This window comes from Microbacterium sp. Leaf203 (assembly GCF_001421275.1).
GTDB lineage: Bacteria > Actinomycetota > Actinomycetes > Actinomycetales > Microbacteriaceae > Microbacterium > Microbacterium testaceum_A.
This window is the reverse complement of sequence record NZ_LMKF01000031.1, coordinates 151,911-174,886: the sequence shown is the minus strand read 5'-3', so window position 1 is coordinate 174,886 and position 22,976 is coordinate 151,911. Positions and strand designations below refer to the sequence as shown.

Genomic DNA, 22,976 nt, shown 5'->3' with positions numbered 1-22,976 from the left:
TTGACCCCCGCGTATAGCGACTGGCGTCGCGCCTATCAGACCCCAATCCAGTCGCTATACGAGTCGCTATACGGGCGACCCCAGCACCTTGCTCAGTGAGCCGCTCCGAAATGCAGAAAACCCCCGAAAATCCGGGGGTTTTCTGTGTTGCTATGTCCTTGGACTTGCGTCCGAGTGACCCCAGCGGGATTCGAACCCGCGTTACCGCCGTGAGAGGGCGGCGTACTAGGCCGCTATACGATGGGGCCGCGTCGCAACCGTTCAAGTATGCATCACGATTGACGCGCACGCAAAATCGAGGCCGAGCCGTCGAAATCCCGGGCGTGTCCGGCCACGGTACCGCGAGTTGGGCGCTCAGGGAAGAGCCGTTAGACGCTGTTCACCCTTCGCGCCAGCGCTTGCCTCTCTCCCGCCGTCGGGAGTTGACTCGGAACATGCGCCTCACGAAGCACGAACACGCCGCCCTGGTCCTCGTCGAATCCGGTCACTCGCTCGTGATCGATCCGGGCAGCTTCACCTCGCCGCTGGACGACCTCACGAACCTCGCGGGGGTCGTGATCACGCATGAGCACGCGGATCACTGGACGCCAGAGCACCTCACACGCCTGCAGAAGGCGCACCCGGGCGTGCCGATCTACGGACCCGAGGGCGTGAGCGAGGCCGCCGCGGGCTTCGAGGTCACCGTGGTACACCCGGGCGACACTCTCGACCTCGGCCCCTTCCACCTCGAGTTCTTCGGCGGGAAGCACGCGGTCATCCACTCCTCCATTCCGGTGGTCGACAACGTCGGCGTCCTCGTGAACGACGCGGTGTATTACCCGGGCGACTCCTACGCGGTGCCCAAGCACAAGAAGATCGCCCTGCTCGCGGCACCGGTCGGCGCCCCCTGGCTGAAGATCGGCGAGGTCATCGACTACGTCCTCGACGTCAAGCCCGAGCGCGTCTTCGCCACGCACGACATGACCCTGTCGGTCGCCGGCAAGCAGATGGGCGACGCGCGCCTCACCTGGGCCGTCGAGCAGAACGGCGGCTCGTTCGTCGACCTCAAGCCGGGCGACTCGGTCGAGGTGTGACGACCGCAGCGTGCCCCATCTCCTGAGAATGCGGCGAGCGTGCGAGCGGAGACCCGAGAGATCAGCATCGGTTGTCGAGTTCTCAGGAGTTCCGCACCCCCTGACGCCAAAAACACCGGATGCCACGAGCCCTGGGGCCGTGGCATCCGGTGTTCTGGGAAGAGGCGCTTACTGCGCGTCGAGATCGGTCTCGAGAAGGGCGACGAGCTCGTCGAGCGCCTGCTCGGCACCCTCACCCTCGGCCTTCAGCGTCACGACGGTGCCGTGACCGGCGCCGAGGCCCATGAGCGACAGGATGCTGCCGGCGTTGAGGTCGGCACCGCCCTCGGCGGCGATCGTGACGGGGATCTTCTTCTCCTGCACGGCCTGCACGAAGAGCTTCGCGGGGCGGGCGTGGAGGCCCGAGGCGCTCGCGATGGTGGCCTGACGTTCTGCCATGGTGAATCCTTCCGATTCGACGGGGTGTTACGCGGCGACCGTGGCTGCGGGAGCAGCCTCGGTGACGGCGGCGTCCTGCGTGCTGCGGCCGATGCCCTTGAGGGCGACGACGATCAGCGCAGTCACGACGGTACCCGCCACGATTGCGAGGGCGAAACCCCAGAAGGGGTTGATCGCGAAGAAGACGAAGATGCCTCCGTGAGGTGCGAACGACTGCACCGAGAGCAGCATGCTCAGACCACCCGTGATAGCGCCACCGACCATCGACGCGGGGATGACGCGCAGCGGGTCGGCCGCGGCGAACGGGATCGCGCCCTCGGAGATGAACGACGCACCGAGCAGCCACGCGGCCGCGCCGTTCTCGCGCTCGACCGGGGTGAACTTCTTGCGGGCGAGCAGCGTCGAGGCGAGGGCCATCGCGAGCGGGGGCACCATGCCGGCGGCCATGACGGCCGCCATGATCAGGTACGGGGTGGTGTTCGTCTGGGTCGCAGCGGCGAGCCCCGTGGTGGCGAAGACGTACGCCACCTTGTTGACGGGTCCACCGAGGTCGAAGCACATCATCAGACCGAGGATGACGCCGAGCACGACGGCTCCGGCACCGCTGGCGGCGAGCGAGGTCAGACCGTCGGTGAGCGCCGCCATGAGGGCCGCGATCGGGCGACCGAGGAACAGGATCATGAGCCCCGAGGCGAAGATCGAACCGAGGAACGGCACGATGACCACGGGCATGAGACCGCGGAGCCAGCGGGGCGCGTCGAAACGACCGAGCCACCAGGCGATGAAGCCCGCGAGCAGACCACCGATGATGCCGCCGATGAAGCCGGCGTTCATGAGTACGGCGACGGCACCGGCGACGAAGCCGGGCGCGATGCCGGGGCGGTCGGCGATCGCGTAGGCGATGAAGCCCGCGAGCACGGCGACGATGAAGCCCATCGAGGTGGCGCCGATCATGAAGGCGACCGACCCGAGGTACTGACCCACCGGGCCGAACGACGAGGTGATGTTCTCGGTCGGGAGGTCCCAGAGCGAGTTCTGGATGATGACGTTCGCGGCGTTCTTGGTGACTTCGTAGCCACCGAGCAGGAAGCCGAGCGCGATGAGCAGACCACCACCGGCGACGAACGGGATCATGTAGCTGACACCCGTCAGCAGCCAGCGCTGGATGCGGCGCCCCACCGACTGCTGCGCGACGGGGGCGTCCGAAGCGGATGTCGCGGCGCCACCGCCCTGCACGCGAGCGGCGTTCGGGTTCTCGCTGGCGGCGAGGGCCTCGGCGATGAGCTGCTTCGGCTGCTCGATGCCGCGCTTGACGCCCGCGCGGACGACGGGCTTCCCCGCGAAGCGCTGCGGCTCGCGCACGTCGACGTCGACCGCGAAGATCACGGCGTCGGCGTCGTCGATCACGCTCTGCGGAAGGGCCTTGTAGCCGCTCGAGCCCTGCGGTTCGACGATGAGCTCGACGCCCTCGGTCTCGGCGCCGGCGGCGGTGAGCGCGTCGGCGGCCATGAAGGTGTGGGCGATGCCCGTGGCGCACGCGGTGACGGCGACGATCTTCTTGGTCTTGGTGGCGGTGCGGGCCTCGGCGCGCGTGGCCGCGGGCGCGGCCGCCGCCGGGGCTGCCGCGGGTGCGGCGGCCGGGGTGATGGCAGCCGTGATGAGCGTCACGGCCTCGGCGGGCGTCTGCGCGGAACGCAGGCCCGACATGAAGTCGTTGTTCATGAGGCTGCGGGCCAGCTGTGACAGCACCGAGAGGTGAGCCTCGTCGGCACCCTCGGGCGCCGCGATGAGGAACACGATGTCGGCGGGTCCGTCGGTGGCACCGAAGTCGACGCCGGGCGTGAGCCGCGCGAAGGCGAGGGTGGGCTCGGTGACCGAGGCGCTGCGCGCGTGCGGGATGCCGATGCCGCCGGGCAGGCCGGTCTCGTCCTTCTGCTCACGCGCCCACGCGTCGTCGAACAGCTCTTGGGCACTGCGCGCGCGGCCCTGCGCGACGACGCGCTCGGCGAGAGCACGGATCACCGACTGCTTGTCGGTGCCCAGGGGCGCGTCGAGAGTGACGAGCTCCGGAGTGATGATGTCGGACATTGTCAGTGACCTCCGTGGTCAGGATGTTGCGATGGGGGTGGGGAATTCGGTGACGGCGATCGGCCCCGCGGGCAGATCGTCGGGGGTCGGCGCCTGCGTGCCGGGCAGAGTGGCGGCGGCCGCTCCATAGGCGATGCTGCGCGCGAGACGGTCGGGCGCGGTCGCGCCCTCGAGGTCGGCGAGCAGGTAGCCGGCAAGCGAACTGTCGCCCGCGCCGACGGTGCTGGCGACCTGGATGCGGGGGGCGCGACCGCGCCAGGTTCCCTCGGCCGTGAAGAGCAGGGCGCCGTCGGCGCCGAGGGTCACGAGGGCGGATGCCACGCGGCCCGGAACCAGCGTGCGTGCGCGGCGCGAGGCCGCGTCGTGCACGTCGTCGTCGGCTGCGGGGTCTTCGCCGACGAGTTCGGCGAGCTCCTCGTGGTTGGGCTTGATGAGGTCGGGGCGGGCGGTGGCGACGACGGCGCTGAGCGCCGGCCCGGAGGCGTCGACGGCGATGAGCGGGGCGGCGGCGCCCCAGCGCTCGCGCACCGCGGCGATGAGGTCGGCGTAGAACGACACCGGCACTCCGGGGGGAAGCGACCCGGCGAGGACGAGCCAGCTCGCGCCCTGCGACGCGGCGACGACGCCCGCGACGAGGGCGTCGGCTTCGGCTGCCGAGAGCTCGGCACCCGGCAGGTTGAGCTTGGTCGTCTCGCCCGCGGGGTCGGTGATCGTCAGGTTCGCCCGGGCCCGACCGGCCACCTCGATCACGTCGAGGGCGATGCCGGTGTCGTCGAGGAGCATCCGGTAGGGGTCGTGGGCGTTGACCGGCACCACGGCGCGCGCGGGGGCTCCCGCGGCCGAGACGACGCGGGCGACGTTCACGCCCTTGCCTCCGGCGTCTTCGCGCGACGACAGGGCGCGCTGCACCTCGCCGGGCTGCAGGGCCTCGGACAGGACGACGGCGCGGTCGGCGGACGGGTTCGCGGTCAGAGTAACGATCATGCGACGCGCACCTCGATGTCGGCGGCCGCGAGGGCCTCGGAAAGGGCCGCGGGAGGGGCGGCGTCGGTCACGAGCACGTCGAGCTCGTCGAGTCGGGCGAAGCGGACGAGCAGCTCTTCGCCGAACTTCGCCGCGTCCGCGAGGAGGACGACGCGACGGGCCGACTGGATGATGGCCGCCTTGACCGCGGCCTCTTCGGGGTCGGGGGTGCTGAGTCCGAAGCCGGCGCTGAGACCGTTCGTTCCGACGAACGCGATATCCGGACGCAGTTGTCCGATCGTGCGGACGGTGTGCGCTCCGACCGCGGCCGCGGTGACGCCGCGCACGCGCCCGCCGATGGTGGTGAGCGAGAGACGCTCCTCTCCGGCGAGCAGGTGTGCGGCTTCGAGGGAGTGCGTGACCACCTCGACACCGCCGATGCCCGCTCCGAGAGCGGCGGGAAGGAGCGAGGCGACCTCGGCGGGGGTCGTGCCGGCGTCGACGAAGATCGAGCCGCGGAAGTCGGGTCCGAGCAGAGACACGGCTTCGGTGGCGATCGCGCGCTTGGCGTCGCGGTGGCGCTCGCGGCGCTCGGTGAGGGGGGACTCAGCAGTGCTGGCGCGACCGATGTCGACCGCCCCGCCGTGGACGCGGCGCAGGGATCCGAGCGACTCGAGGCGGTCCAGGTCGCGGCGGACGGTCTCCGTCGTGACGTCGAAGCGGCGGGCGAGGTCGACGACGCTGACGCGTCCGACGTCGCGCAGTTCGCGCTCGATGAGCTGCTGGCGCTCCATTGCGTACACGGGAATCTCCTTCGAAGGTTCCCACACGATACAACACGAAACCACACACGGCAACAGAAGTGCGAACGCGAAGAGCGACCCAATGACGGCAAGATCTGCCACACGAACGAAGAACCGCGACGGGGCCGCGTAGGAAGTGAGGCTATCCTTACCCGTGGTCCGCCGTCGGGCCGCTCGTTCCACGATCCCTACGGAGTTCCCGGATGCCACGCGCCCGCGCCCTCGCCTTCCCCCTCGTCCTGCTGACCGCCGCAGCCGCGCTGACCGGCTGCGGAGCGTCGGAGGTCGTTCCCGAAGCCTCCGCCACCTCGGCCGGAGAGGGCGCCACGGTCTACCCCCTGACGCTGGAGAACTGCGGGCGCGAGATCACGGTCGATCAGGCCCCCAGCCGCGTGGTCTCGCTCGACCAGGACTCCACCGAGATCCTGCTGTCGCTGGGGCTCCAGGACCGCATGGTCGGCACGGCATCCTGGACCGATCCTGTCCTGGACTCGCTCGCCGAGGCGAACGCCGCCGTTCCCCGTTTGTCCGACAACGCCCCCTCGTACGAGGCCGTGCTCGGAACCGATCCCGATTTCGTCACCGCCTCGTTCGGCCGCCACTTCGCCCAGGGTGGCGTCGCCACGCGGGATCGCTTCGCCGAGACCGGTATCGCCTCCTACCTCTCCCCCACCGACTGCGACGGAGACGTGAGCTTCAACGCGGGCGGAAAGCGGACCACCCCGCTGACGATCGACGCGCTGTACGGCGAGATCCGCGACCTCGCCCGCGTCTTCGACGTCTCGGATCGCGGCGAGGCGCTGATCTCCTCGCTGCAGCAGCGGGCCGCCGCCGCGACCGAGGGCATCGACTTCGAGGGCCACAGCGTCGCCTTCTGGTTCGCCGACACCAAGACCCCCTACGTCGCGGGCGGATTCTCGAACGCCGCGCTCCTGGCATCCACCACCAAGATGACCAACGTGTTCGCCGGGCAGACCGACGACTGGCCCGCGGTCGGGTGGGAGAGCATGGTCTCGGCCGACCCCGACGTGCTGGTGCTGGGCGACCTGCAGCGGGACCGCTTCCCGGGCGACCGGCTCGCCGACAAGATCGCGTTCCTCGAGAGCGACCCGCTTACCAGCACCATGACCGCCGTCAAGGAGAAGCGGTACATCGCCCTTCACGGCGCGGAACTGAACCCCTCGATCCGCTTCGTCGACGCGCTCGACAAGATCCGCGCCTGGTGGGACGAGAACGGGAGCACGCTCTGAGCGCGCCCGTCGTCTCGCGGGTTCGACTCGGTCGGGGTTCCGCGGGACTCGGCATCCTGCTCGCTCTCGCCGGCATCGTCGTCCTGGTGATCTCGGTGGGTGTCGCGGTCACGCTCGGCCCCGCCGACGTGTCGCTGGTGAACGTGCGCGACGTGCTGCTGAACCACCTCGGTCTCGCCGACATCCCGGTCAAGGCCGCCAAGAACGCCATCGTGTGGGAGGAGCGTCTCCCCCGCGCCCTGGTCGCCGCCTGCGCCGGGGCAGGTCTCGCGCTCTGCGGGGTCGTCATGCAGTCGCTGCTGCGCAACCCGCTCGCTGAGCCGTTCGTGCTGGGCGTGTCGTCGGGGGCGTCGACCGGCGCGGTCGTGATCGGCGTGCTCGGGATCGGCGGCGGGGTCCTCGGCCTGTCGGGCGGAGCCTTCGTCGGCGCACTGGTCGCGTTCGGTCTCGTGCTGCTGCTGTCGCGCTTCACCTCGGGCGGTACCTCGGGCGTCATCCTGGCCGGTGTCGCCAGCACGCAGTTCTTCTCGGCGCTGACCTCTCTCGTCGTGTTCGCGGTCGCCGACAGCGACGAGACGCGGGGCGTGATGTTCTGGCTCCTCGGCTCGCTCGAGGGCATGCGCTGGGACAAGGTCGCCCTGTGCGCCGTCGTGGTCGTCGTCGGCGGTGCGGTGTGCCTGTTCGCGGCACGCGCCCTCGATGCCTTCACGTTCGGAGACGACGTGGCCGCCTCGCTCGGCATCCCCGTCGCCCGCACCCGCATCGGGCTGCTCATCGTGACGGCCCTCATGACCGCGGCCCTGGTCAGCGTCGTCGGCGCGGTCGGCTTCGTCGGCCTCGTCGTGCCGCACGCCGTCCGCCTGCTGGTCGGCCAGCGTCACGTGCGCGTGGTCCCGCTCGCGGCGGTCGTCGGCGCCGTGTTCATGGTGTGGGTGGATGCCGCGACGCGCACGCTCTTCGCTCCGACGCCCCTGCCGGTCGGGGTCGGGACGGCGATCGTCGGCGTCCCCGTCTTCGTCGCTCTGCTCGTTCGACGGAGGGGACGCGCATGACGCTCGAAACCCGCGAGGTGCGCTGGACGCGCGGGGGAACCCTCGTCGTCGACGGCGTCTCGCTGCATCCCGACCCCGGGACCACCGTGGGTCTGCTCGGGCCCAACGGCTCGGGCAAGTCTTCACTGCTGCGCCTGCTGCAGGGCGCGGCGCGGCCGGACTCCGGCGACGTCCTGCTCGACGAGCGGCCCCTGACGCAGTGGCGCCGCCGCGATCTCGCCCGCACGGTCGCGGTGGTCACGCAGCACGCCGAGACCGACGCCGACATCATGGTCCGCGATGTCGTGCGCCTCGGTCGCACTCCGCACCGCCCGATCTGGGGCGGGTCGACCAGCGGCGACGAGGAGGCGATCGCCGCGGCGCTCGAGCGGGTCGCCCTGACGGACAAGGCCGACCGCCTCTGGCACACCCTGTCCGGTGGAGAGCGTCAGCGTGCGCAGATCGCCCGCGCCCTGGCGCAGGAGCCCCGCGAGCTGCTGCTCGACGAGCCGACGAACCACCTCGACATCCGTCACCAGCTCGACGTGCTGGCATTGGTCGCTGCCCTGCCGGTGACGAGCATCATCGCCCTGCACGACCTCAACCTCGCGGCGACCTATTGCGACAGCGTGCTCGTCTTGCGCGAGGGCGCCGTCGTCGCCGCGGGAGCCCCCGCCGAAGTGCTCACGCCGGCGCTCATCGCCGAGGTGTACGAGGTGAGGGCGAGAGTGATCCCGGATGCCGAGACCGGGCGCTCCACGATCCTGTTCGACGGGCCGCTGGCATCCTGATCCCTTCCGTCCACCCTCTCAGGGGGCGATGACGGAGAGGGTGAAGCGGAGGGTCTTGCCGTCCGGGCCCGTGAGGGTGGCCGCCGTCTGACCGATCTCGTGCGGCAGGAAGCCGGGGCGGAACACCGAACCCTCGGAAGGCCCTCCCGGGGAGAAGTCGGCGATCGCCACGTCGGCCGTCGACCCGGTCCATTCGGCCTCGGTGCCGTCGGGGACCGCGAGCACGAGCGAGGTGCCGATCTTCACGGTCGCGTCCTTGCCGTCGAGGTCCTCGGGAGAGACGACCGTGGGGGCGAAGGCCTGGTCGTCCACCGACGCGGCGGGACTCGGAGCGTCCGCCGCGGGCGCGACGGGAGTGTCGGATGCCGCGGGCGCGCAGCCCGCGAGCAGGACGCCGGCCGTGACGACCAGGGCGAGCCGAAGAGCGAGGGAGCGCTTCACGAGGACCTTCTTCCGCGAGGAGGGAGACATCCTGCGTCCCCGCTCGGATGCTAACCCGCGAAGTCTTTGATCGCGCCGAGCGCGCGCCGGGTTCAGTCGCCGAGAGGGATCTCGACCGAGGTCACCGAAGAACCGCCGAGGTCGAGCAGCCCGGGAACGGCCGCGGGGTGCTCATCGTCGGGCAGGAGTTCGGCCCGGGTCTTCGGCCGCGCGGGTTCGCCGGGGAGCCCGGCCCACTCGCTCGGTTCCTCGGGTCGCTGTACGAAGAGTCCCATGGAGCCATCCTCTCGCCGATCCGCCGTTCACGGCAGAGGGTGAGCTGTGAAGAAGGTTTCGATCAGGGTCGTCGCGTCAACGTGTTCGCCCGACCCCGGGGCGCCGGGCCACACGTGCCCTCCCCCGTCGATCCGGTAGTGCACGAGGGCGCCATGGTCCCGGCATCCCGTCCAGCTCTGCTTCTCGACCCCCGTGGAGACCGTCTCCGACCGTGGCTCGGGGGTGCACCCGTTGCGGGCCACGAGCTGCGACAGCCACAGCGTCACCGGAACGACCCCGGCGTCGTGGCGGGTGCCGCCGTCGTAGGGGATGACGTCGTCCGCGGTGCCGTGGAACTCGATGACGGGGACCGGCCGGGCATCCGGGCACGGTGGGTTGGTCGCGGGGTACACGGCTCCCGAGACCACCGCGAACGCGGCGATGCGCTCGGGCAGAGCGCACGAGAGCAGCGAGACGAACCCTCCGCCATTGGACATTCCCGCCGCGAACACGCGCGCGGTGTCGATGCACAGACGCGACTCCACGTCGTCGAGCACCGCCGTGGTGAAGGCCACGTCATCGGCGCCGGACGAGTACGGCGCTCCTTGCCAGCCCGTGCCGACGGCGGAACTGGCGGGCTGAGGGTAGACGACCACCGCACCGCTGTCGTTCAATCCGACCTCGCGCTCGAGTTCGCCGACCGGCGCGCGATACCCGGCGAACCCCAGGATGAGCGGCGACGGTGTGGTGCCGTCGTGGCCGGCGGGCACGTGGACGTCGAAGAGGCGGTCCTCGCCCGCGACGGTCAACGACAGCCGTGTCGTCTCGCCCGAGGGGAGACTCGAAGCCGCGGCGCACGCCGACGTCGATGTGGGGCTGGCCTCTCGCGGAGCCGCGGGCGAGGCGCTGCAGCCCGCCATCAGCACGGCCACGAGCGAGACGACCACGAGAAAAGGGACGCGGGGGCGCATCCGGTCATCCTACGGTTCGCACCTCGATGGCCCGGAGCCGCTCACCGCCGCGGCGCGAGGTACGCGAAAGGCCCGGGATCTTCTGATCACCGGGCCTTTTCACAGAGCTGGGGTACCTGGACTCGAACCAAGAACAACGGAACCAGAAACCGCCGTGTTGCCAATTACACCATACCCCAATGGCTTCGAGCCGTAACTCGTGCCGAGGATCAAGCTTACGTGACGCGGAGCCCTGCGCCAAACCGGCGCCTCGCTCGGCGCGTCCCGGGCGCGTCCCGGGTGACTCGTCGCCAGCCGCGCCGACGACGGAGGTCCGCTCACCGATCCGCGTCGCATCCTCTGCGTCGGGCGCCGCCGCGCGCTCGAGAACGCGCGATCCCCGCGACCGGAAGGCCACGGGGATCGGGGGGGGCGTCTCAGCCCAGGTGCGAGACCAGCGCCTCGAGGCGGCGGATCGACTCGGCCTTGCCGAGCAGCTCCATCGACTCGAACAGCGGCGGCGAGATGCGGCGGCCGGTCAGCGCGACGCGCGGCGGGCCGTAGGCGACGCGTGGCTTAAGCTCGAGCTCTTCGACGAGGGCCGTCGACAGGGCCTCCTGCACGGCGGCGGCAGTGAAGTCGTCGACACCCTCGAGGGCACGAACGGATGCCGCGAGCACCTCCGCCGCATTCGCGGGCAGACCCTTGAGCGCATCCTCGGCGTAGTCGACCTCGGACACGAAGAGGAAGCCGAGCATGCCGGGGACCTCGCCCAGCAGCTGCACGCGCTCCTGCACGAGCGGAGCCGCCTGGGCGATGATCGCGCGGTGCTCCTCGCTGGGCTGCTCCGCGATGAAGCCCGCCCCCGCGAGGTAGGGGACGATCCGGGTCGCGAAGTCATCGGCATCCAGCATGCGGATGTGATCGCCGTTGATGGCCTCGGCCTTCTTCTGGTCGAAGCGCGCCGGGTTCGGGTTCACGTCGGCGATGTCGAAGGCGGCGATCATCTCGTCGAGCGAGAACACGTCGCGGTCGCTCGCGAGCGACCAGCCGAGCAGCGAGAGGTAGTTGAGCAGGCCCTCGTGGATGAAGCCCTTCTCGCGCTGCAGGAACAGGTCGGCCTGCGGGTCGCGCTTGGAGAGCTTCTTGTTGCCGGTCTCGCCCAGCACGAGCGGCATGTGGCCGAAGCGCGGCAGGAAGTCGGTGACGCCGGCGTCGAGCAGCGCGCGGTACAGCGCGAGCTGACGAGCGGTCGAGGGCATGAGGTCTTCGCCGCGGATGACGTGGGTGATTCCCATGAGCGCGTCGTCGACGGGGTTCACGAACGTGTAGAGCGGGATGCCGCCCGCGCGCACGATCACGAAGTCGGGGAACGACCCGGCCGGGAAGGTGACCTCGCCGCGGATGAGGTCGACGAAGGTGAGGTCCTCGTCGGGCACGCGCACGCGCCACGCGGGCTCGCGACCCTCGGCGCGGAAGGCGGCCTTCTGCTCGTCCGTGAGGTCGCGGTCGAAGTTGTCGTAGCCGAGCTGTTTCGCGCGGCCGTTGGCTTCGTTGCGCGCGTCGATCTCTTCGGCGGTCGAGTAGCTCTCGTACACCGCCCCCGCGGCGATGAGCTTGTCGAGCACCTCGCGGTAGATCTCGTGGCGCTGCGACTGACGGTACGGAGCGTGGGGTCCGCCGACCTCGACACCCTCGTCCCAGTCGATGTTCATCCACCGCAGCGCCTCGAGGAGCTGCTGGTAGCTCTCCTCGCTGTCGCGCGCGGCATCGGTGTCTTCGATGCGGAAGACGAGCTTGCCGCCGTTGTGCCGGGCGTAGGCCCAGTTGAACAGGACGGTGCGGATGAGACCGACGTGCGGCAGCCCCGTGGGTGAGGGGCAGAAGCGGACGCGAACGTCGGCGCCGGTGGCGGTCGTGGTGCGGGGATCGGGCGTGGCAGACATCCCCTCGATCCTACCGGCGGGCGGTGTCGCTTCCCGAGTGCCGAAGGTGATCGGCCAGCACCTCGCCCATGACCTCCAACGCCGCTCCGACCGCGGGCACGTGCTCGGCCCCCCGCGCGGTCACGACGTGCAGGGTGCGCGCCTCGGCCGCGGGCAGTCGAGGAGCCGCGATGCCCGCGAGCATCGGGAGCGATGCCACCGCCATCCGCGGCAGGATCGCCATGCCGACCCCCTGGGCGACGAGGTTCTCGACAGCGATGAAGTTGTCGGTCTCGAACGCGATGTCGGGCGTGAACCCGGCCCGGCCGCACGCTTCGAGAAGGTGCCCGCGGCACTGCGGGCAGCCGGCGATCCATCGCTCCCCCGCGAGCTGCGACAGGTCGATGGGGTCGTGCGCCGCGGCCGGGTGGCCGGTGGGCACGACCACGACGGTGTCGTCGTCGCCGATGAGTCGGGACGAGAGACCGGATGCCGCGGACTCGAGATGTTCGCGCCGATCGCCGGGGTAGCTGTAGGTGAGGGCGATGTCGGCACGATTCTCGCGCACGGCGGCGATGGCCTCGGGCGGCTCGGCCTCGACGAAGCTGATCGAGACGCCCGGGCGGCGCGCGGTGACGGCGGCGATCACGCGCGGCACCACGGTCGACGATGCGGAGGGGAAGGCGGCGATGCGAACCCGGCCGGCGCGAAGTCCCCGGAGCTCGGCGAGATCCCCGGCTGCGGCGTCGAGGGCCGTGGTCACGGCGGCGGCGTGACGGGCGAGGATCGACCCGGCCTCGGTGAGACGCACGCCTCGGCCGACGCGTTCGACGATCGGCATCCCGGCCCGTCGTTCGAGTCGCCGCAGTTGCTGGCTCACCGCGGGTTGGCTGTAGCCGAGGGCTCGGGCGGCGGCCGTGATCGACCCGGTGTCGGCGATGGCTTTGACCACCCGCAGGGCGTTCGCGTCGAGGGAGTCGTCGATGTCGACCATGGATATACATAAGCAGACGTGATGGTTTTCATGCAACACCTGTTCTGGTGCAATGACACGCGCGGCGAGATCCTGGGTTCATGAGCAGCCTCGCATCGCACTTCGCCGGCGGCCGCGACTACCTCGCAGCCTGCACCCTCGGCCTGCCCTCGCGCGCCACGGTGGCCGCGGTCCGCGCCGACCTCGAGTCGGCGGCATCCGGTCGACCCGACGTCGTCGCTGCGTCCCTGGCCGTCGAAGAGGCTCGAGCCTCGTACGCGCGTCTCGTGAGCTCCCCGGTGAGCGACGTCGCGATCGGCTCGCAGACGTCGGTCCAGGTGGCGCTGCTGGCCGCCTCGGTGCCCGATGGCGCCGAAGTGCTGTGCGCCGAGGGCGACTTCTCGTCGCTCGTCGCCCCGTTCGCCCACGCGGGCCGGGGCGTGCGACTGCGCACGGCTCCCCTTCGGGAACTCGCCGCCGCCGTCTCCCCCGACACCTGGCTCGTCGCCTTCTCGCTCGTGCAGTCGGCCACCGGAGAGGTCGCGGATGCCGCTGGCATCGCCGCCGCGGCCGCCCGCGCCGGAGCGCGCACCCTGTGCGACCTCACCCAGGCCGCGGGGTGGCTCCCCGTCGACGCGACCATGTTCGACGCGACGGTCTGCCACGCCTACAAGTGGCTCTGCTGCCCCCGCGGCGTGTCCTTCCTCACGATCACGCCCGCGTTCGCGAGCGAGATCCGGCCCGTGCAGGCCGGGTGGTACGCGGGCGACGACCCGTGGTCGTCCTGCTACGGCACGGGCGGCACCCTCGCCGCCGATGCCCGCCGCTTCGACGTCTCGCCCGCGTGGCAGGCGTTCGTGGGGGCCGCCCCCGCGCTCGCCCTGTTCGCCGACACCGACATCACGGCGACCTACGCGCACGTGACGGGCCTGGCGGCACGCTTCCGCGAGGGCCTCGGCCTGGAGCACCCCGAGCGCCCCTCGGCGATCGTGACCTGGCCGGATGCCACGGGTGAAGCCCTCGCCCAACTGACCGCCCACGGGATCACGGCGTCGGGGCGCGCGGGTCGAGCCCGCGTGGCATTCCACGTGTTCAACGACGAACTCGACGTCGACCGGGCTCTGCACGCGCTCGGCGTCCGCGGCGGCGAGGACCTCTCGGCCTTCGACGGCTTGGTCTACGCGATCTGAGGCGCCCCACGCCCGTCGGCTCACCCGGCGGCGCGTTGACGCGTGAGCCACCGAGGACCGTCACTAGGACGGGGCTCGAAGCGACACGCCCCGCGCCTCACGCGGCGGGTATCGGCCGGCGGGACCCGACGACGACCGCCCCCGCGCACACCAGCGCGACCGGCACGAACGCCCACAGCGCGAGTCCGCCGTAGCCGACGAGGCCGAGGATGACTCCGGCGAGCACGGAACCCACCGCCGCGCACGCGGTCATGAGGGTGTCGCTGCGGCCCTGACGTCGAGGACGCAGGGCGAGGGGTGTGGCTTCGGTCAACAGCGCGGAGCCCGCCACGGTCGCCGCGCTCCACCCCAGCCCGAGCAGAACGAGGGCGACGAGGACTCCGCCCTGCGTGTCCGAGAAGGCGGCGGCCACAGCGAGCGATGCGGCCAGCAGCACCTGCCCCAGCAGGATCACGGGGATCCTCCCCCACCGGTCCGCCACCCCGCCAAACAGCGGCGACAGCCCGTACATACCGAACACGTGCAGGGCGATCGTGACGCCGACGGCCAGGGTCACGGCATCCGGAGCGACGATGTGCGAGAGGTGCACCGGAGTCATCGCCATGACCGACGCCATGGTGACGTGCGAGGCCGCGACCGCGAGCATCGCGAAGCGGGCGGTCAGCGGGCGATCGGCCTCGGGGGTGGGAGCGGTGGCGGATGCCACGCGCTCGCGGTCGAGGCACTGAGCGAGCAGCAGCGGATCCGGCCGCAGCACGAGCACGTACAGCCCGAAGGCGCAGACCTGCGCGGCGAACGAGAACAGGTACGCCCCCGTGAGCGGGGGCATGCCCACGCTCGCGCCGATGAGCTCGCCCGGCGCCAGGAGCAGGGGCCCGACCACACCACCCACCGTCGTCGCCCACACGACGGTCGCCAGGTCGCGCCCGCGGCGCGAGGTGGTGGAGAGGTCGGTGGCGGCGAACCGCGACTGCAGGGTCGCCGCGTTGCCGGCGCCGATGAGGGCGATGCCGACCAACAGCAGGGGGAACGCGCGCAGCGCCGCCGAGGCGATGACGACGGTGATGCCGATGAGCGCAGCGATGTTGCCCGTCGTCAGGGCGACGCGCCGGCCTCGGCGGCCGGCCAGTCGAGCGAGCGGGATCGCGGTGAGCGCCGCGCCCAGGGTGACCGATGCCGTCGCGAAACCCGACAGCGCCTCTTGGCCCGACAGATCGGCGGCCAGCAACGCCCCGAGCGACAGCGTCGCCCCGAACGCGACACCCGTGAGCACCTGCCCCGCCGTGAGCACCCGCACCGTCCGGCGCTGAGTGGCGGCGAGATCGACGCCCGCCGGCGTCGGGATCTCAGGCATCTCGCGCGGTGTTGCGCAGCACCCCGATGCCGTCGATCTCGACCTCGACGACGTCGCCGGCGTCGAACGAGCCGATGCCCGCCGGCGTGCCGGTGAGGATCAGGTCGCCCGGGAGCAGGGTGAACACGGCGCTGGCGTAGGCGATGAGGGCGGGGATGTCGTGGATCATGTCGGACACGGGACCCTGCTGACGCACCTCGCCGTTCACGCGCGTCGTGATGGACGCGGCCTTCAGGTCGAGGTCGGTCTCGATGACGGGGCCGACGGGGCAGAACGTGTCGAAGCCTTTGGCGCGGGACCACTGGCCGTCGGCGGCCTGGAGGTCACGAGCAGTGACGTCGTTGGCGACGGTGTAGCCGAAGATGTACTCGCCCGCGCGCTCGGCGGGGACGTTCTTGGCGATGCGACCGATGACGACGGCCAGTTCACCCTCGTAGTCGGTGCGCGAGCTGAGCTTCGTCGGGCGCACGATCTGATCGTTCGGGCCGATGACCGAGGTGTTGGGCTTGAGGAACATCAGCGGCTCGGCCGGTGCCTCCCCGCCCATCTCGGCGGCGTGGTCGTGGTAGTTCTTGCCGATGCAGACGACCTTCGAGCGCGGGATGACCGGCGCGAGCAGCGCGACCTCGGACAGGGGGATGCGCTCCCCCGTCGTGTCGAATCCGGCGAACATCGGGTCTCCGGCGAGCACCACGAGCTCGCCGTCGTCGACGATCCCGTAGCGAAGGGCATCCTGGTGGCTGAAACGAGCGATCTTCACCGTGCCAGCCTATCCGCGCCCTCCGACACGCGCGGGGCCGCCCCGTCCCTCTCCCCGGGTGAAGACGCCCCTCGCCGAGAAACACGGGCGGCACGCGTTTCTGCGCGCGCGTCGCGTTCATGCGTGGATCACGGGGCGCTCGGGCCGCGGATGGGCTGCGACCCCCGCACTCGCGACGGAGGGGCCCCCGGCATCCGGGAACCCCTCCGTGAGACGACGCGGGTCAGGCGTCGAGGCGGTACAGCCAGCCGTGCTTGTCTTCGGCGCGGCCGTACTGGATGTTCGTGAGCTCTTCGCGCAGCTCGAGCGCGAGGGTGCCGGTCGGCTGCTCGTCGATGAAGTCGCGGCCCTTCAGGATGCCGATCGGGGTGACCACCGCGGCGGTGCCGCACGCGAACACCTCGACGATGTCTCCGGATGCCACGCCCTGACGCCACTCGTCGAGCGAGACGTTGCGTCCCTCGACGTGGTGGCCGCGGTCACGAGCGAGCTGCAGGATCGAGTCGCGCGTGACGCCCTCGAGGATCGAGTCGGACTGCGGGGTGACGATCGAGCCGTCCTTGTAGACGAACACGACGTTCATGCCGCCGAGCTCTTCGACGTTGCGGTCCTGGTCGAGGAAGACGACCTGGTCGCACTCGTTCTCGTACGCCTCGGACTGCGGCAGCAGGCTCGCGGCGTAGTTGCCACCGGTCTTGGCTGCTCCGGTGCCGCCCTTGCCGGCGCGGGAGTAGTCCTCGCTGAGCCAGATCGACACCGGCTGCACGCCGCCCTTGAAGTAGGCGCCGGCGGGGCTGGCGATCAGGTAGTACGCGACCTTGTGCGCGGGGCGGACGCCGAGGAACGCCTCTTTCGCGAACATGAACGGACGCAGGTACAGGCTCTGATCGTCGCCGGAGGGCACCCATGCGCCATCGACGGCGATGAGCTCGCGCAGCGACTGCAGGAAGTACGGCACGGGCAGCTCGGGGAGGGCCAGGCGACGGGCCGAGCGCTGCAGGCGGCGGCCGTTCTGGTCGGGGCGGAAGGTGTGGACCGAGCCGTCGGCGTGACGGTAGGCCTTGATGCCCTCGAAGATCTCCTGGCCGTAGTGCAGCACCGCGGCCGCCGGGTCGAGCGAGATGGGTCCGTAGGGCGAGACGCGCGGGCGGTGCCAGCCGCCGCGGACAGACCAGCAGATGTCGACCATGTGGTCGGTGAAGCTCTGCCCGAAGCCGGGGTTGGCGAGGATCGCATCGCGGTCGGTGGCGCTCTTGGCCGCGAGGTTGCGGGTGACGGCGAACTCGAGCGGGTCGAGTCCGGTGTCGGGATCGGTGTCGATGGTGGTCATTCGTTGTCCAAAGCTTGTCGAGTGCCGGGGGCGATGCTCGCCGATCGGTCCAGGTTACGCCCGGACGCGCTCGGCGATGGCGTCGCCGATCTGGGCGGTGGTGCGGACCCCGTCGCGGTTCGCGATGTCGTCCTCGACCGCGCGGGTGACGCGGGCGGATTCGTCGGTGAGCCCGAGGTGATCGAGCAGGAGGGCGACGGAGAGGATCGCGGCCGTGGGGTCGGCCTTCTGGGATCCCGCGATGTCGGGCGCCGATCCGTGCACGGGCTCGAACATCGAGGGGAAAGCGCCGTCGGGGTTGATGTTGCCCGAAGCGGCGAGGCCGATGCCTCCGGTGACGGCGCCGGCCAGGTCGGTGAGGATGTCGCCGAAGAGGTTGTCGGTGACGATCACGTCGAAACGGCTCGGGTTCGTGACCAGGAAGATGGTTGCCGCGTCGACGTGCAGGTAGTCTACGTCGACCCCGGGGAACTCCTGCGCCACGGCGTCGACGATGCGCTTCCACATGCCGCCGGCGTGGACGAGCACGTTGGTCTTGTGCACGAGCGTCAGCTTGTGGCGACGGCGGTCGGCGAGGGCGAAGGCGTAGCGGACGACGCGCTCGACCCCGAAGGCGGTGTTCACCGAGGTCTCGTTGGCGACCTCGTGCGCGGTGCCGCGACGGATCGAACCGCCGTTGCCCACGTACGGCCCCTCGGTGCCTTCGCGGACGACCACGAAGTCGATGTCGCCCGGGTCGGCGAGCGGGCCCGTGGCGCCGGGGTAGAGCTTCGAGGGCCGCAGGTTGACGTAGTGGTCGAGTTCGAAACGGAGCTTCAGCAACAGACCGCGCTCGATGTTGGCGTCTTTCAGGCGGGGGTCGCCGGGGACTCCCCCGACGGCGCCGAGCACGATCGCGTCGTGTGCGGCGATCGCGGCGAGATCGTCGTCGGTCAGGGTGTCACCCGTCTCGAGGTAGCGCCCGGCACCGAGCGAGAACGGCGTCTTCTCGAACGTGACGTCCGACGCGGCGGTGACGGCGTCGAGCACCTTCACGGCTTCGGTGACGACCTCGGGACCGATGCCGTCACCGGGGATGACGGCCAGCTTCACGACACGCGACATCGCTCTCCTCAGAGCTCGGGCACGTCACTTCTTCGACGTGCTGCGGGATCCTCCCAGGGTAGTGGCAGCGATGACCGCGGCCACGACGATCAGACCCGCTCCGATGAGCGCCGTGATCACGACCCCGGAGTCGAAGGCGTGCGCGGCGGCGAGACGCAGGGCGTCGGCCAGGGCGACGTCGTCGAGCGTGTTCGACACCGCGACGGCCCCGGCGAGAGTCTCTCGGGCGGCCTGGGCCGCGGCATCCGGGAGTCCCGCGGGCAACACGAGCTGAGCCCGGTAGAAGGCGGCGAGGATGCCGCCGAGCACCGCCGTGCCGAGGACGGCTCCCACCTCGTACGCGGTCTCGGAGACCGCGCTGGCTGCGCCGGCCTTCGCCGAGGGGGCGCTGGAGAGGATCAGCTCGTTCGAAACGGTCTCGGCCGCCCCGATACCGATGCCCAGCAGCGCGAACGCGATGATCAGCAGCGTCAGATCGGCCGTCGAGAGCGCGACCATGACGTAGGCGACCACCGAGAACGACAGGGCGACGGGCACGACGACCCGCGCCGGGAAGCGCTTGGCGACCGCGACCACCGCGAGGCCCGAGATGATCATGAGCACGAGCCCGGGCAGCAGGGCGAAGCCCGCGACCATCGGCGACAGCCCGACGACCAGCTGCAGATGCTGAGCCACGAAGTAGAGGAAGCCCACGAGCCCCACCACGCTGAGCAGGTTGACCAGGATCGCGCCCGAGAACGTGCCCTGACGGAACAGTGTCATGTCGAGCATGGGCGTGGCCAGGCGTCGCTGGCGCCGGACGAACAGCCAGCCGAACACCACCCCGACGACGAAGAGCACGGGAGCGAGCGAGAGGGGGCCGTCGACGGCGAGCTTCTTGATGCCGTAGACGATCGGCACCATGGTCGCCAGCGACAGCAGCACGCTCACGGGGTCGAATCGTCCCGGGTGGGGGTCGCGACTCTCGGGCACGAAGAACGGCGCGAGGATCAGCAGCGGAACCAGGACCGGCACCGCCATGAGGAAGACGGAGCCCCACGTGAAGTGCTCGAGGAGGAAGCCACCGACGATCGGACCGAGTGCCGCTCCCGCCGAGAAGCCGGACGCCCACACGGCGATGGCGATGCGACGCTGGTCGCGGTCGCGGAAGATGCTGCGCAGCAGCGACAGGGTCGAGGGCATGAGCATGGCGCCGAACACGCCCATGAGCGCGCGGCCGGCGATGAGCAGGGCCGCGGTGGGCGCGAACGCCGACAGCGCGGACACCGCCGCGAAACCGGTCGCCCCGATCAGGAGCATGCGGCGACGCCCGAACCGGTCGCCCAGTGTGCCCATGGTGACGAGGAGCCCGGCGAGGACGAGGGGGTAGACGTCGATGATCCACAGCTGCTCGATGCTCGAGGGCTGCAGCGACAGGGCGATCTCGGGGAGCGCGAAGCTCAGCACCGTGTTGTCGACCGACACGAGAAGCACCGGCAGCATGAGGACGGCCAGCGCGAACCACCCGCGCCAACCGGCACGCGTCACGGTGATCTCCGAGGTGGGCAACGACGAGGTGAGCATTGTGTGAATCCGTTTCTTAACCGTCCAGCCGGTATAGTATCAGAGCGATGCCGACCGCCGCCAGTACGATCGAGGAGTCATGAGCCGTCCCCCTCTCGCCCGCGAAGCCGTCCTCGACGCCTTCAGCCGCATCCTCGTCGACGAGGGCGAACGCGCCGCGACGATGGATGCCACCGCGCGCGGTGCGGGCGTGTCGAAGGGCGGCCTGCTCTATCACTTCGGCTCGAAGAGCGCTCTCGAAGCGGCCCTCGTCGAGCGGCTGGAGAGGCTCGCCGAAGAGGACGTCGCCGAGATCGAGCGATCCGACGAGGGCGTGGTCGCAGCTCACCTGCGCTCCTCGCAGAACACCGGCTCCCCCCTCGACGTGACCATCCTCGCCGTGTCCCGCCTCGCGCAGAACGGCAGCGACGCCGCCTCGGCTTCCCTCCGTCGTGTCCGCGAGCTCTGGGAAGACAGCCTCCGTGCGCACACGCGAGACGAGACGGCGCTGCAGATGGTGCTGCTCGTCAGCGACGGGCTGTACTTCAACGCCGTCCTCGACCTCAACGCCCTCCCCGGCCCGGCCCTCGAGGGCGCCGACCTCGACGCGCTCATCGCCCGCGTCGTCGCCGCGGCGACCTAGACCGCGAGAGTCGCCGGTCAGTCGCGCAGCCGCTGGACCCGCCGCTCACGACGCTCGCGCCGGAGCTCGATCACCACCCCGAGCAGGATCAGTGCCCCGCCGATCACACCGACGAAGCCCCACGGCGTGCGGCGCACGACATCGGCCACTCCGGCGACGACGAACAGGATGCCGAGACCGGCGGAGACGACGCGAAGGACGAGGGCCACGAGCGAAGTGTCATCCGCCCGATTATGCGTCACCCCAGAGCGGGGAACGCGCGCGCCGAGAGCGAACGGAAGAGGGGGCCGCCGCAGCGACCCCCTCCCCCGGAATGACCGTCTCGGGCGTCAGCCCTCGACGATGTCGATCTGTCGGAAGAGGTCGGCGCCGACGGCCTCGCGCATGGCGACGAGGATCTCGTCGGGCACCGGCGAGTCGACCGTGAGCACCGAGAGCGCCCGGCCCGTGGCATCCGGAGCCGCCACCTGCAGGCCCGCGATGTTGATGCCCGCTTCGCCCAGCTTCTGGCCGTAGATCGCCACGATTCCGGGGCGGTCGGCGTAACGCATGACCACGTGGTGCTGCTCGATCGGCACCTCGATCTCGTAGCCGTTGATCGAGACGACCTTGGGCACCATGCGCGTGCCGGCGAGCGTGCCCGCGACCTCGAGGGCCGAGCCGTCGGCCAGCGTGCCGCGCAGGATCGTGATGTTGCGGTACAGCGGGCTCTCGGCCTCGACGACCAGGCGCGCCTCGACGCCGCGCTGCTCGGCGAAGAGCGGGGCGTTGACGTACGAGACGCTCTCGCTGACGATGCGGCTGAAGTACCCCTTGAGGGCGGCGAGACGGTAGACGCTGACGTCGTACTGGGCGAGCTCTCCGCGCACCTCGATCTCGAGGCTGGTGAGGGCGCTGTCGGCGAGGCCGCTGAAGAACTGGCCGAGCATCTCGACGAGCGCGATACCGGGGCGCACGAAGGGGTCGATCGCGCCGCCGGCGACGTTCACGGCATCCGGAACGAGATCGCCTTCGAGGGCGAGCTTGACGCTGCGCGCGACCGAGACGCCCGCCTTCTCCTGCGCCTCCTCGGTGCTGGCGCCGAGGTGCGGGGTGACGACGACGTTCGGCAGGTCGAGGAGCTTGCGGGCGGGTCCGCCCTCGGCGGGGGGCTCGGTCGAGAAGACGTCGAGACCGGCGCCGGCGATCTCACCCGTGGTGAGGGCGTCGAAGAGCGCCTCCTCGTCGATGAGGCCACCGCGGGCGACGTTGATGACGTAGGCGCTCTTCTTCATGCGGCGCAGCTGCTCGGCGCCGATCATGCCGGTCGTCTCGGGCGTCTTCGGCATGTGGATCGTGACGAAGTCGCTCTGCTCGAGGAGCTCGTCGAGCGACACCAGCTGCACGCCGAGCTGCTGCGCGCGGGCCGCGGTGACGTAGGGGTCGTACGCGATCACGCGCATGTCGAAGCCCTGCACGCGCGCGGCGATGAGGGCGCCGATGCGACCGAGGCCGATGATGCCGATCGTCTTCTCGAACAGCTCGGTTCCGGTGAACGAGCTGCGCTTCCACAGGCCCTGCGCGAGCGAGGCGTGCGCGGCCGGGATGCGGCGCGCGAGGCTCAGCACGTGACCGACGGTGAGCTCGGCGGCCGAGATGATGTTGGAGGTCGGGGCGTTGACGACCATGACGCCGGCCGAGGTGGCCGACTTGATGTCGACGTTGTCGAGCCCGACACCGGCGCGAGCGACGACCTTGAGCGACGGCGCGGCGGCGAGGGCCTCGGCGTCGATCTGGGTGGCCGAGCGCACGAGCACCGCGTGGGCGTCGGCGAGGGCCGACAGCAGCGCGGGGCGGTCGGTCCCGTCGACGTTGCGCACGTCGAAGTCGGGGCCGAGCGCGTCGATCGTGGCGGGAGAGAGTTCTTCGGCGATGAGCACGACGGGCTTCGTCACGGATACGTCCTTCGAAACGGTGCTGGGGACTGCCGCGCACCGTCGCACACCGCCGGCGCGAACCGGGCGCGCGACCCGTGCGGGCCGTCTGTCAGCCTAGCGCGGAGCCACCCGACGCCCTGACCGTGTGACGCCGCA

General features: G+C 70.7%; 22 protein-coding genes and 2 tRNA genes. 6 read left to right on the top strand and 18 right to left on the bottom strand.

Translation table 11 applies throughout. From position 1 onward, the window contains the following. Positions 1-175: 175 nt before the first annotated feature. Positions 176-248: transfer RNA gene (locus tag ASE56_RS13475), tRNA-Glu, on the bottom strand. A 186-nt stretch (positions 249-434) separates the two neighbouring features. Here ASE56_RS13475 and ASE56_RS13470 point away from each other — a divergent pair. Next, positions 435-1,073: an MBL fold metallo-hydrolase gene (locus ASE56_RS13470; protein WP_056230688.1), complete on the top strand. Its 639-nt coding sequence runs from the start codon at positions 435-437 to the stop codon at positions 1,071-1,073. 168 nt (positions 1,074-1,241) lie between these two features. Here ASE56_RS13470 and ASE56_RS13465 read toward each other — a convergent pair whose 3' ends face one another. Genes ASE56_RS13465 through ASE56_RS13450 form a run of 4 tightly spaced genes read right to left on the bottom strand, consistent with a single transcriptional unit; the run spans position 1,242 to position 5,365 of the window. After that, positions 1,242-1,511, bottom strand: coding sequence for an HPr family phosphocarrier protein (locus ASE56_RS13465; RefSeq protein WP_056230686.1), 270 nt, complete (start codon positions 1,509-1,511; stop codon positions 1,242-1,244). Between the two features lie 27 nt (positions 1,512-1,538). Continuing rightward, complete coding sequence (locus ASE56_RS13460) at positions 1,539-3,599, bottom strand: fructose-specific PTS transporter subunit EIIC (RefSeq protein WP_056230683.1); 2,061 nt, start codon at positions 3,597-3,599, stop codon at positions 1,539-1,541. A gap of 18 nt (positions 3,600-3,617) precedes the next feature. Beyond that, positions 3,618-4,583, bottom strand: coding sequence for a 1-phosphofructokinase family hexose kinase (locus tag ASE56_RS13455; RefSeq protein WP_056230681.1), 966 nt, complete (start codon positions 4,581-4,583; stop codon positions 3,618-3,620). After that, positions 4,580-5,365, bottom strand: coding sequence for a DeoR/GlpR family DNA-binding transcription regulator (locus tag ASE56_RS13450; protein ID WP_056230679.1), 786 nt, complete (start codon positions 5,363-5,365; stop codon positions 4,580-4,582). The genes ASE56_RS13455 and ASE56_RS13450 overlap by 4 nt, the downstream gene beginning before the upstream one ends. 203 nt (positions 5,366-5,568) lie before the next feature. Here ASE56_RS13450 and ASE56_RS13445 point away from each other — a divergent pair, with 203 nt between their 5' ends. Genes ASE56_RS13445 through ASE56_RS13435 form a run of 3 tightly spaced genes read left to right on the top strand, consistent with a single transcriptional unit; the run spans position 5,569 to position 8,437 of the window. Then, complete coding sequence (locus ASE56_RS13445; protein WP_056230678.1) at positions 5,569-6,615, top strand: ABC transporter substrate-binding protein; 1,047 nt, start codon at positions 5,569-5,571, stop codon at positions 6,613-6,615. 53 nt (positions 6,616-6,668) lie between these two features. After that, complete coding sequence (locus ASE56_RS13440; RefSeq protein WP_235557023.1) at positions 6,669-7,667, top strand: iron ABC transporter permease; 999 nt, start codon at positions 6,669-6,671, stop codon at positions 7,665-7,667. Then, positions 7,664-8,437, top strand: coding sequence for an ABC transporter ATP-binding protein (locus ASE56_RS13435; RefSeq protein WP_056230673.1), 774 nt, complete (start codon positions 7,664-7,666; stop codon positions 8,435-8,437). The genes ASE56_RS13440 and ASE56_RS13435 overlap by 4 nt, the downstream gene beginning before the upstream one ends. Positions 8,438-8,455: 18 nt before the next feature. Here the strand turns inward: ASE56_RS13435 and ASE56_RS13430 are convergent, their stop codons facing one another. The 6 genes from ASE56_RS13430 to ASE56_RS13405 all read right to left on the bottom strand — a co-directional run bounded on the left by ASE56_RS13430 (position 8,456) and on the right by ASE56_RS13405 (position 13,002). Then, positions 8,456-8,878 (bottom strand): hypothetical protein, encoded by a 423-nt coding sequence (locus ASE56_RS13430; RefSeq protein WP_156371727.1) that lies wholly within the window; start codon positions 8,876-8,878, stop codon positions 8,456-8,458. Between the two features lie 92 nt (positions 8,879-8,970). Next, positions 8,971-9,153 carry a hypothetical protein gene (locus ASE56_RS13425; protein ID WP_056230670.1) on the bottom strand — a complete coding sequence of 61 codons (183 nt, stop codon included), beginning with the start codon at positions 9,151-9,153 and terminating at the stop codon, positions 8,971-8,973. Between the two features lie 27 nt (positions 9,154-9,180). After that, positions 9,181-10,104, bottom strand: coding sequence for a PHB depolymerase family esterase (locus ASE56_RS13420; RefSeq protein ID WP_056230667.1), 924 nt, complete (start codon positions 10,102-10,104; stop codon positions 9,181-9,183). Positions 10,105-10,211: 107 nt separating this feature from the next. Beyond that, positions 10,212-10,283: transfer RNA gene (locus ASE56_RS13415), tRNA-Gln, on the bottom strand. A 237-nt stretch (positions 10,284-10,520) separates the two neighbouring features. Continuing rightward, complete coding sequence (gltX, locus tag ASE56_RS13410) at positions 10,521-12,029, bottom strand: glutamate--tRNA ligase (RefSeq protein ID WP_056230665.1); 1,509 nt, start codon at positions 12,027-12,029, stop codon at positions 10,521-10,523. A gap of 10 nt (positions 12,030-12,039) precedes the next feature. Beyond that, entirely contained in the window at positions 12,040-13,002 is a 963-nt protein-coding gene (locus ASE56_RS13405) for a LysR family transcriptional regulator (RefSeq protein ID WP_056230663.1), read from the bottom strand. Positions 13,003-13,082: 80 nt separating this feature from the next. Between ASE56_RS13405 and ASE56_RS13400 the strand changes: the two genes are divergently transcribed. Then, positions 13,083-14,171 carry an aminotransferase class V-fold PLP-dependent enzyme gene (locus ASE56_RS13400; RefSeq protein WP_056230661.1) on the top strand — a complete coding sequence of 363 codons (1,089 nt, stop codon included), beginning with the start codon at positions 13,083-13,085 and terminating at the stop codon, positions 14,169-14,171. 97 nt (positions 14,172-14,268) lie between these two features. Here the strand turns inward: ASE56_RS13400 and ASE56_RS13395 are convergent, their stop codons facing one another. The 5 genes from ASE56_RS13395 to ASE56_RS13375 all read right to left on the bottom strand — a co-directional run bounded on the left by ASE56_RS13395 (position 14,269) and on the right by ASE56_RS13375 (position 20,282). Next, positions 14,269-15,525, bottom strand: a complete 1,257-nt coding sequence (locus ASE56_RS13395; protein WP_056230659.1) for an MFS transporter — start codon at positions 15,523-15,525, stop codon at positions 14,269-14,271. Then, positions 15,518-16,285, bottom strand: coding sequence for a fumarylacetoacetate hydrolase family protein (locus ASE56_RS13390; protein WP_056230657.1), 768 nt, complete (start codon positions 16,283-16,285; stop codon positions 15,518-15,520). The genes ASE56_RS13395 and ASE56_RS13390 overlap by 8 nt, the downstream gene beginning before the upstream one ends. Positions 16,286-16,508: 223 nt before the next feature. Next, on the bottom strand, positions 16,509-17,615 hold the full coding sequence (locus ASE56_RS13385; RefSeq protein ID WP_056230655.1) for a branched-chain amino acid aminotransferase: 1,107 nt from the start codon (positions 17,613-17,615) through the stop codon (positions 16,509-16,511). Between the two features lie 54 nt (positions 17,616-17,669). Then, complete coding sequence (locus tag ASE56_RS13380) at positions 17,670-18,719, bottom strand: 3-isopropylmalate dehydrogenase (RefSeq protein WP_056230653.1); 1,050 nt, start codon at positions 18,717-18,719, stop codon at positions 17,670-17,672. A gap of 24 nt (positions 18,720-18,743) precedes the next feature. Then, positions 18,744-20,282, bottom strand: coding sequence for an MFS transporter (locus ASE56_RS13375; RefSeq protein WP_056230651.1), 1,539 nt, complete (start codon positions 20,280-20,282; stop codon positions 18,744-18,746). A gap of 79 nt (positions 20,283-20,361) precedes the next feature. On the opposite strand from ASE56_RS13375, the gene ASE56_RS13370 reads away from it, so the two are divergent. Next, positions 20,362-20,904 carry a TetR/AcrR family transcriptional regulator gene (locus ASE56_RS13370; RefSeq protein ID WP_056230649.1) on the top strand — a complete coding sequence of 181 codons (543 nt, stop codon included), beginning with the start codon at positions 20,362-20,364 and terminating at the stop codon, positions 20,902-20,904. Between the two features lie 17 nt (positions 20,905-20,921). On the opposite strand, the gene ASE56_RS13365 is transcribed toward ASE56_RS13370, so the two are convergent. Next, the gene (locus ASE56_RS13365) at positions 20,922-21,113 is read right to left on the bottom strand and encodes a hypothetical protein (protein ID WP_056230647.1); all 192 of its coding nucleotides are present in this window, start codon (positions 21,111-21,113) and stop codon (positions 20,922-20,924) included. 120 nt (positions 21,114-21,233) lie between these two features. Beyond that, positions 21,234-22,838, bottom strand: a complete 1,605-nt coding sequence (serA, locus tag ASE56_RS13360; RefSeq protein WP_056230644.1) for a phosphoglycerate dehydrogenase — start codon at positions 22,836-22,838, stop codon at positions 21,234-21,236. Positions 22,839-22,976: the final 138 nt, after the last annotated feature.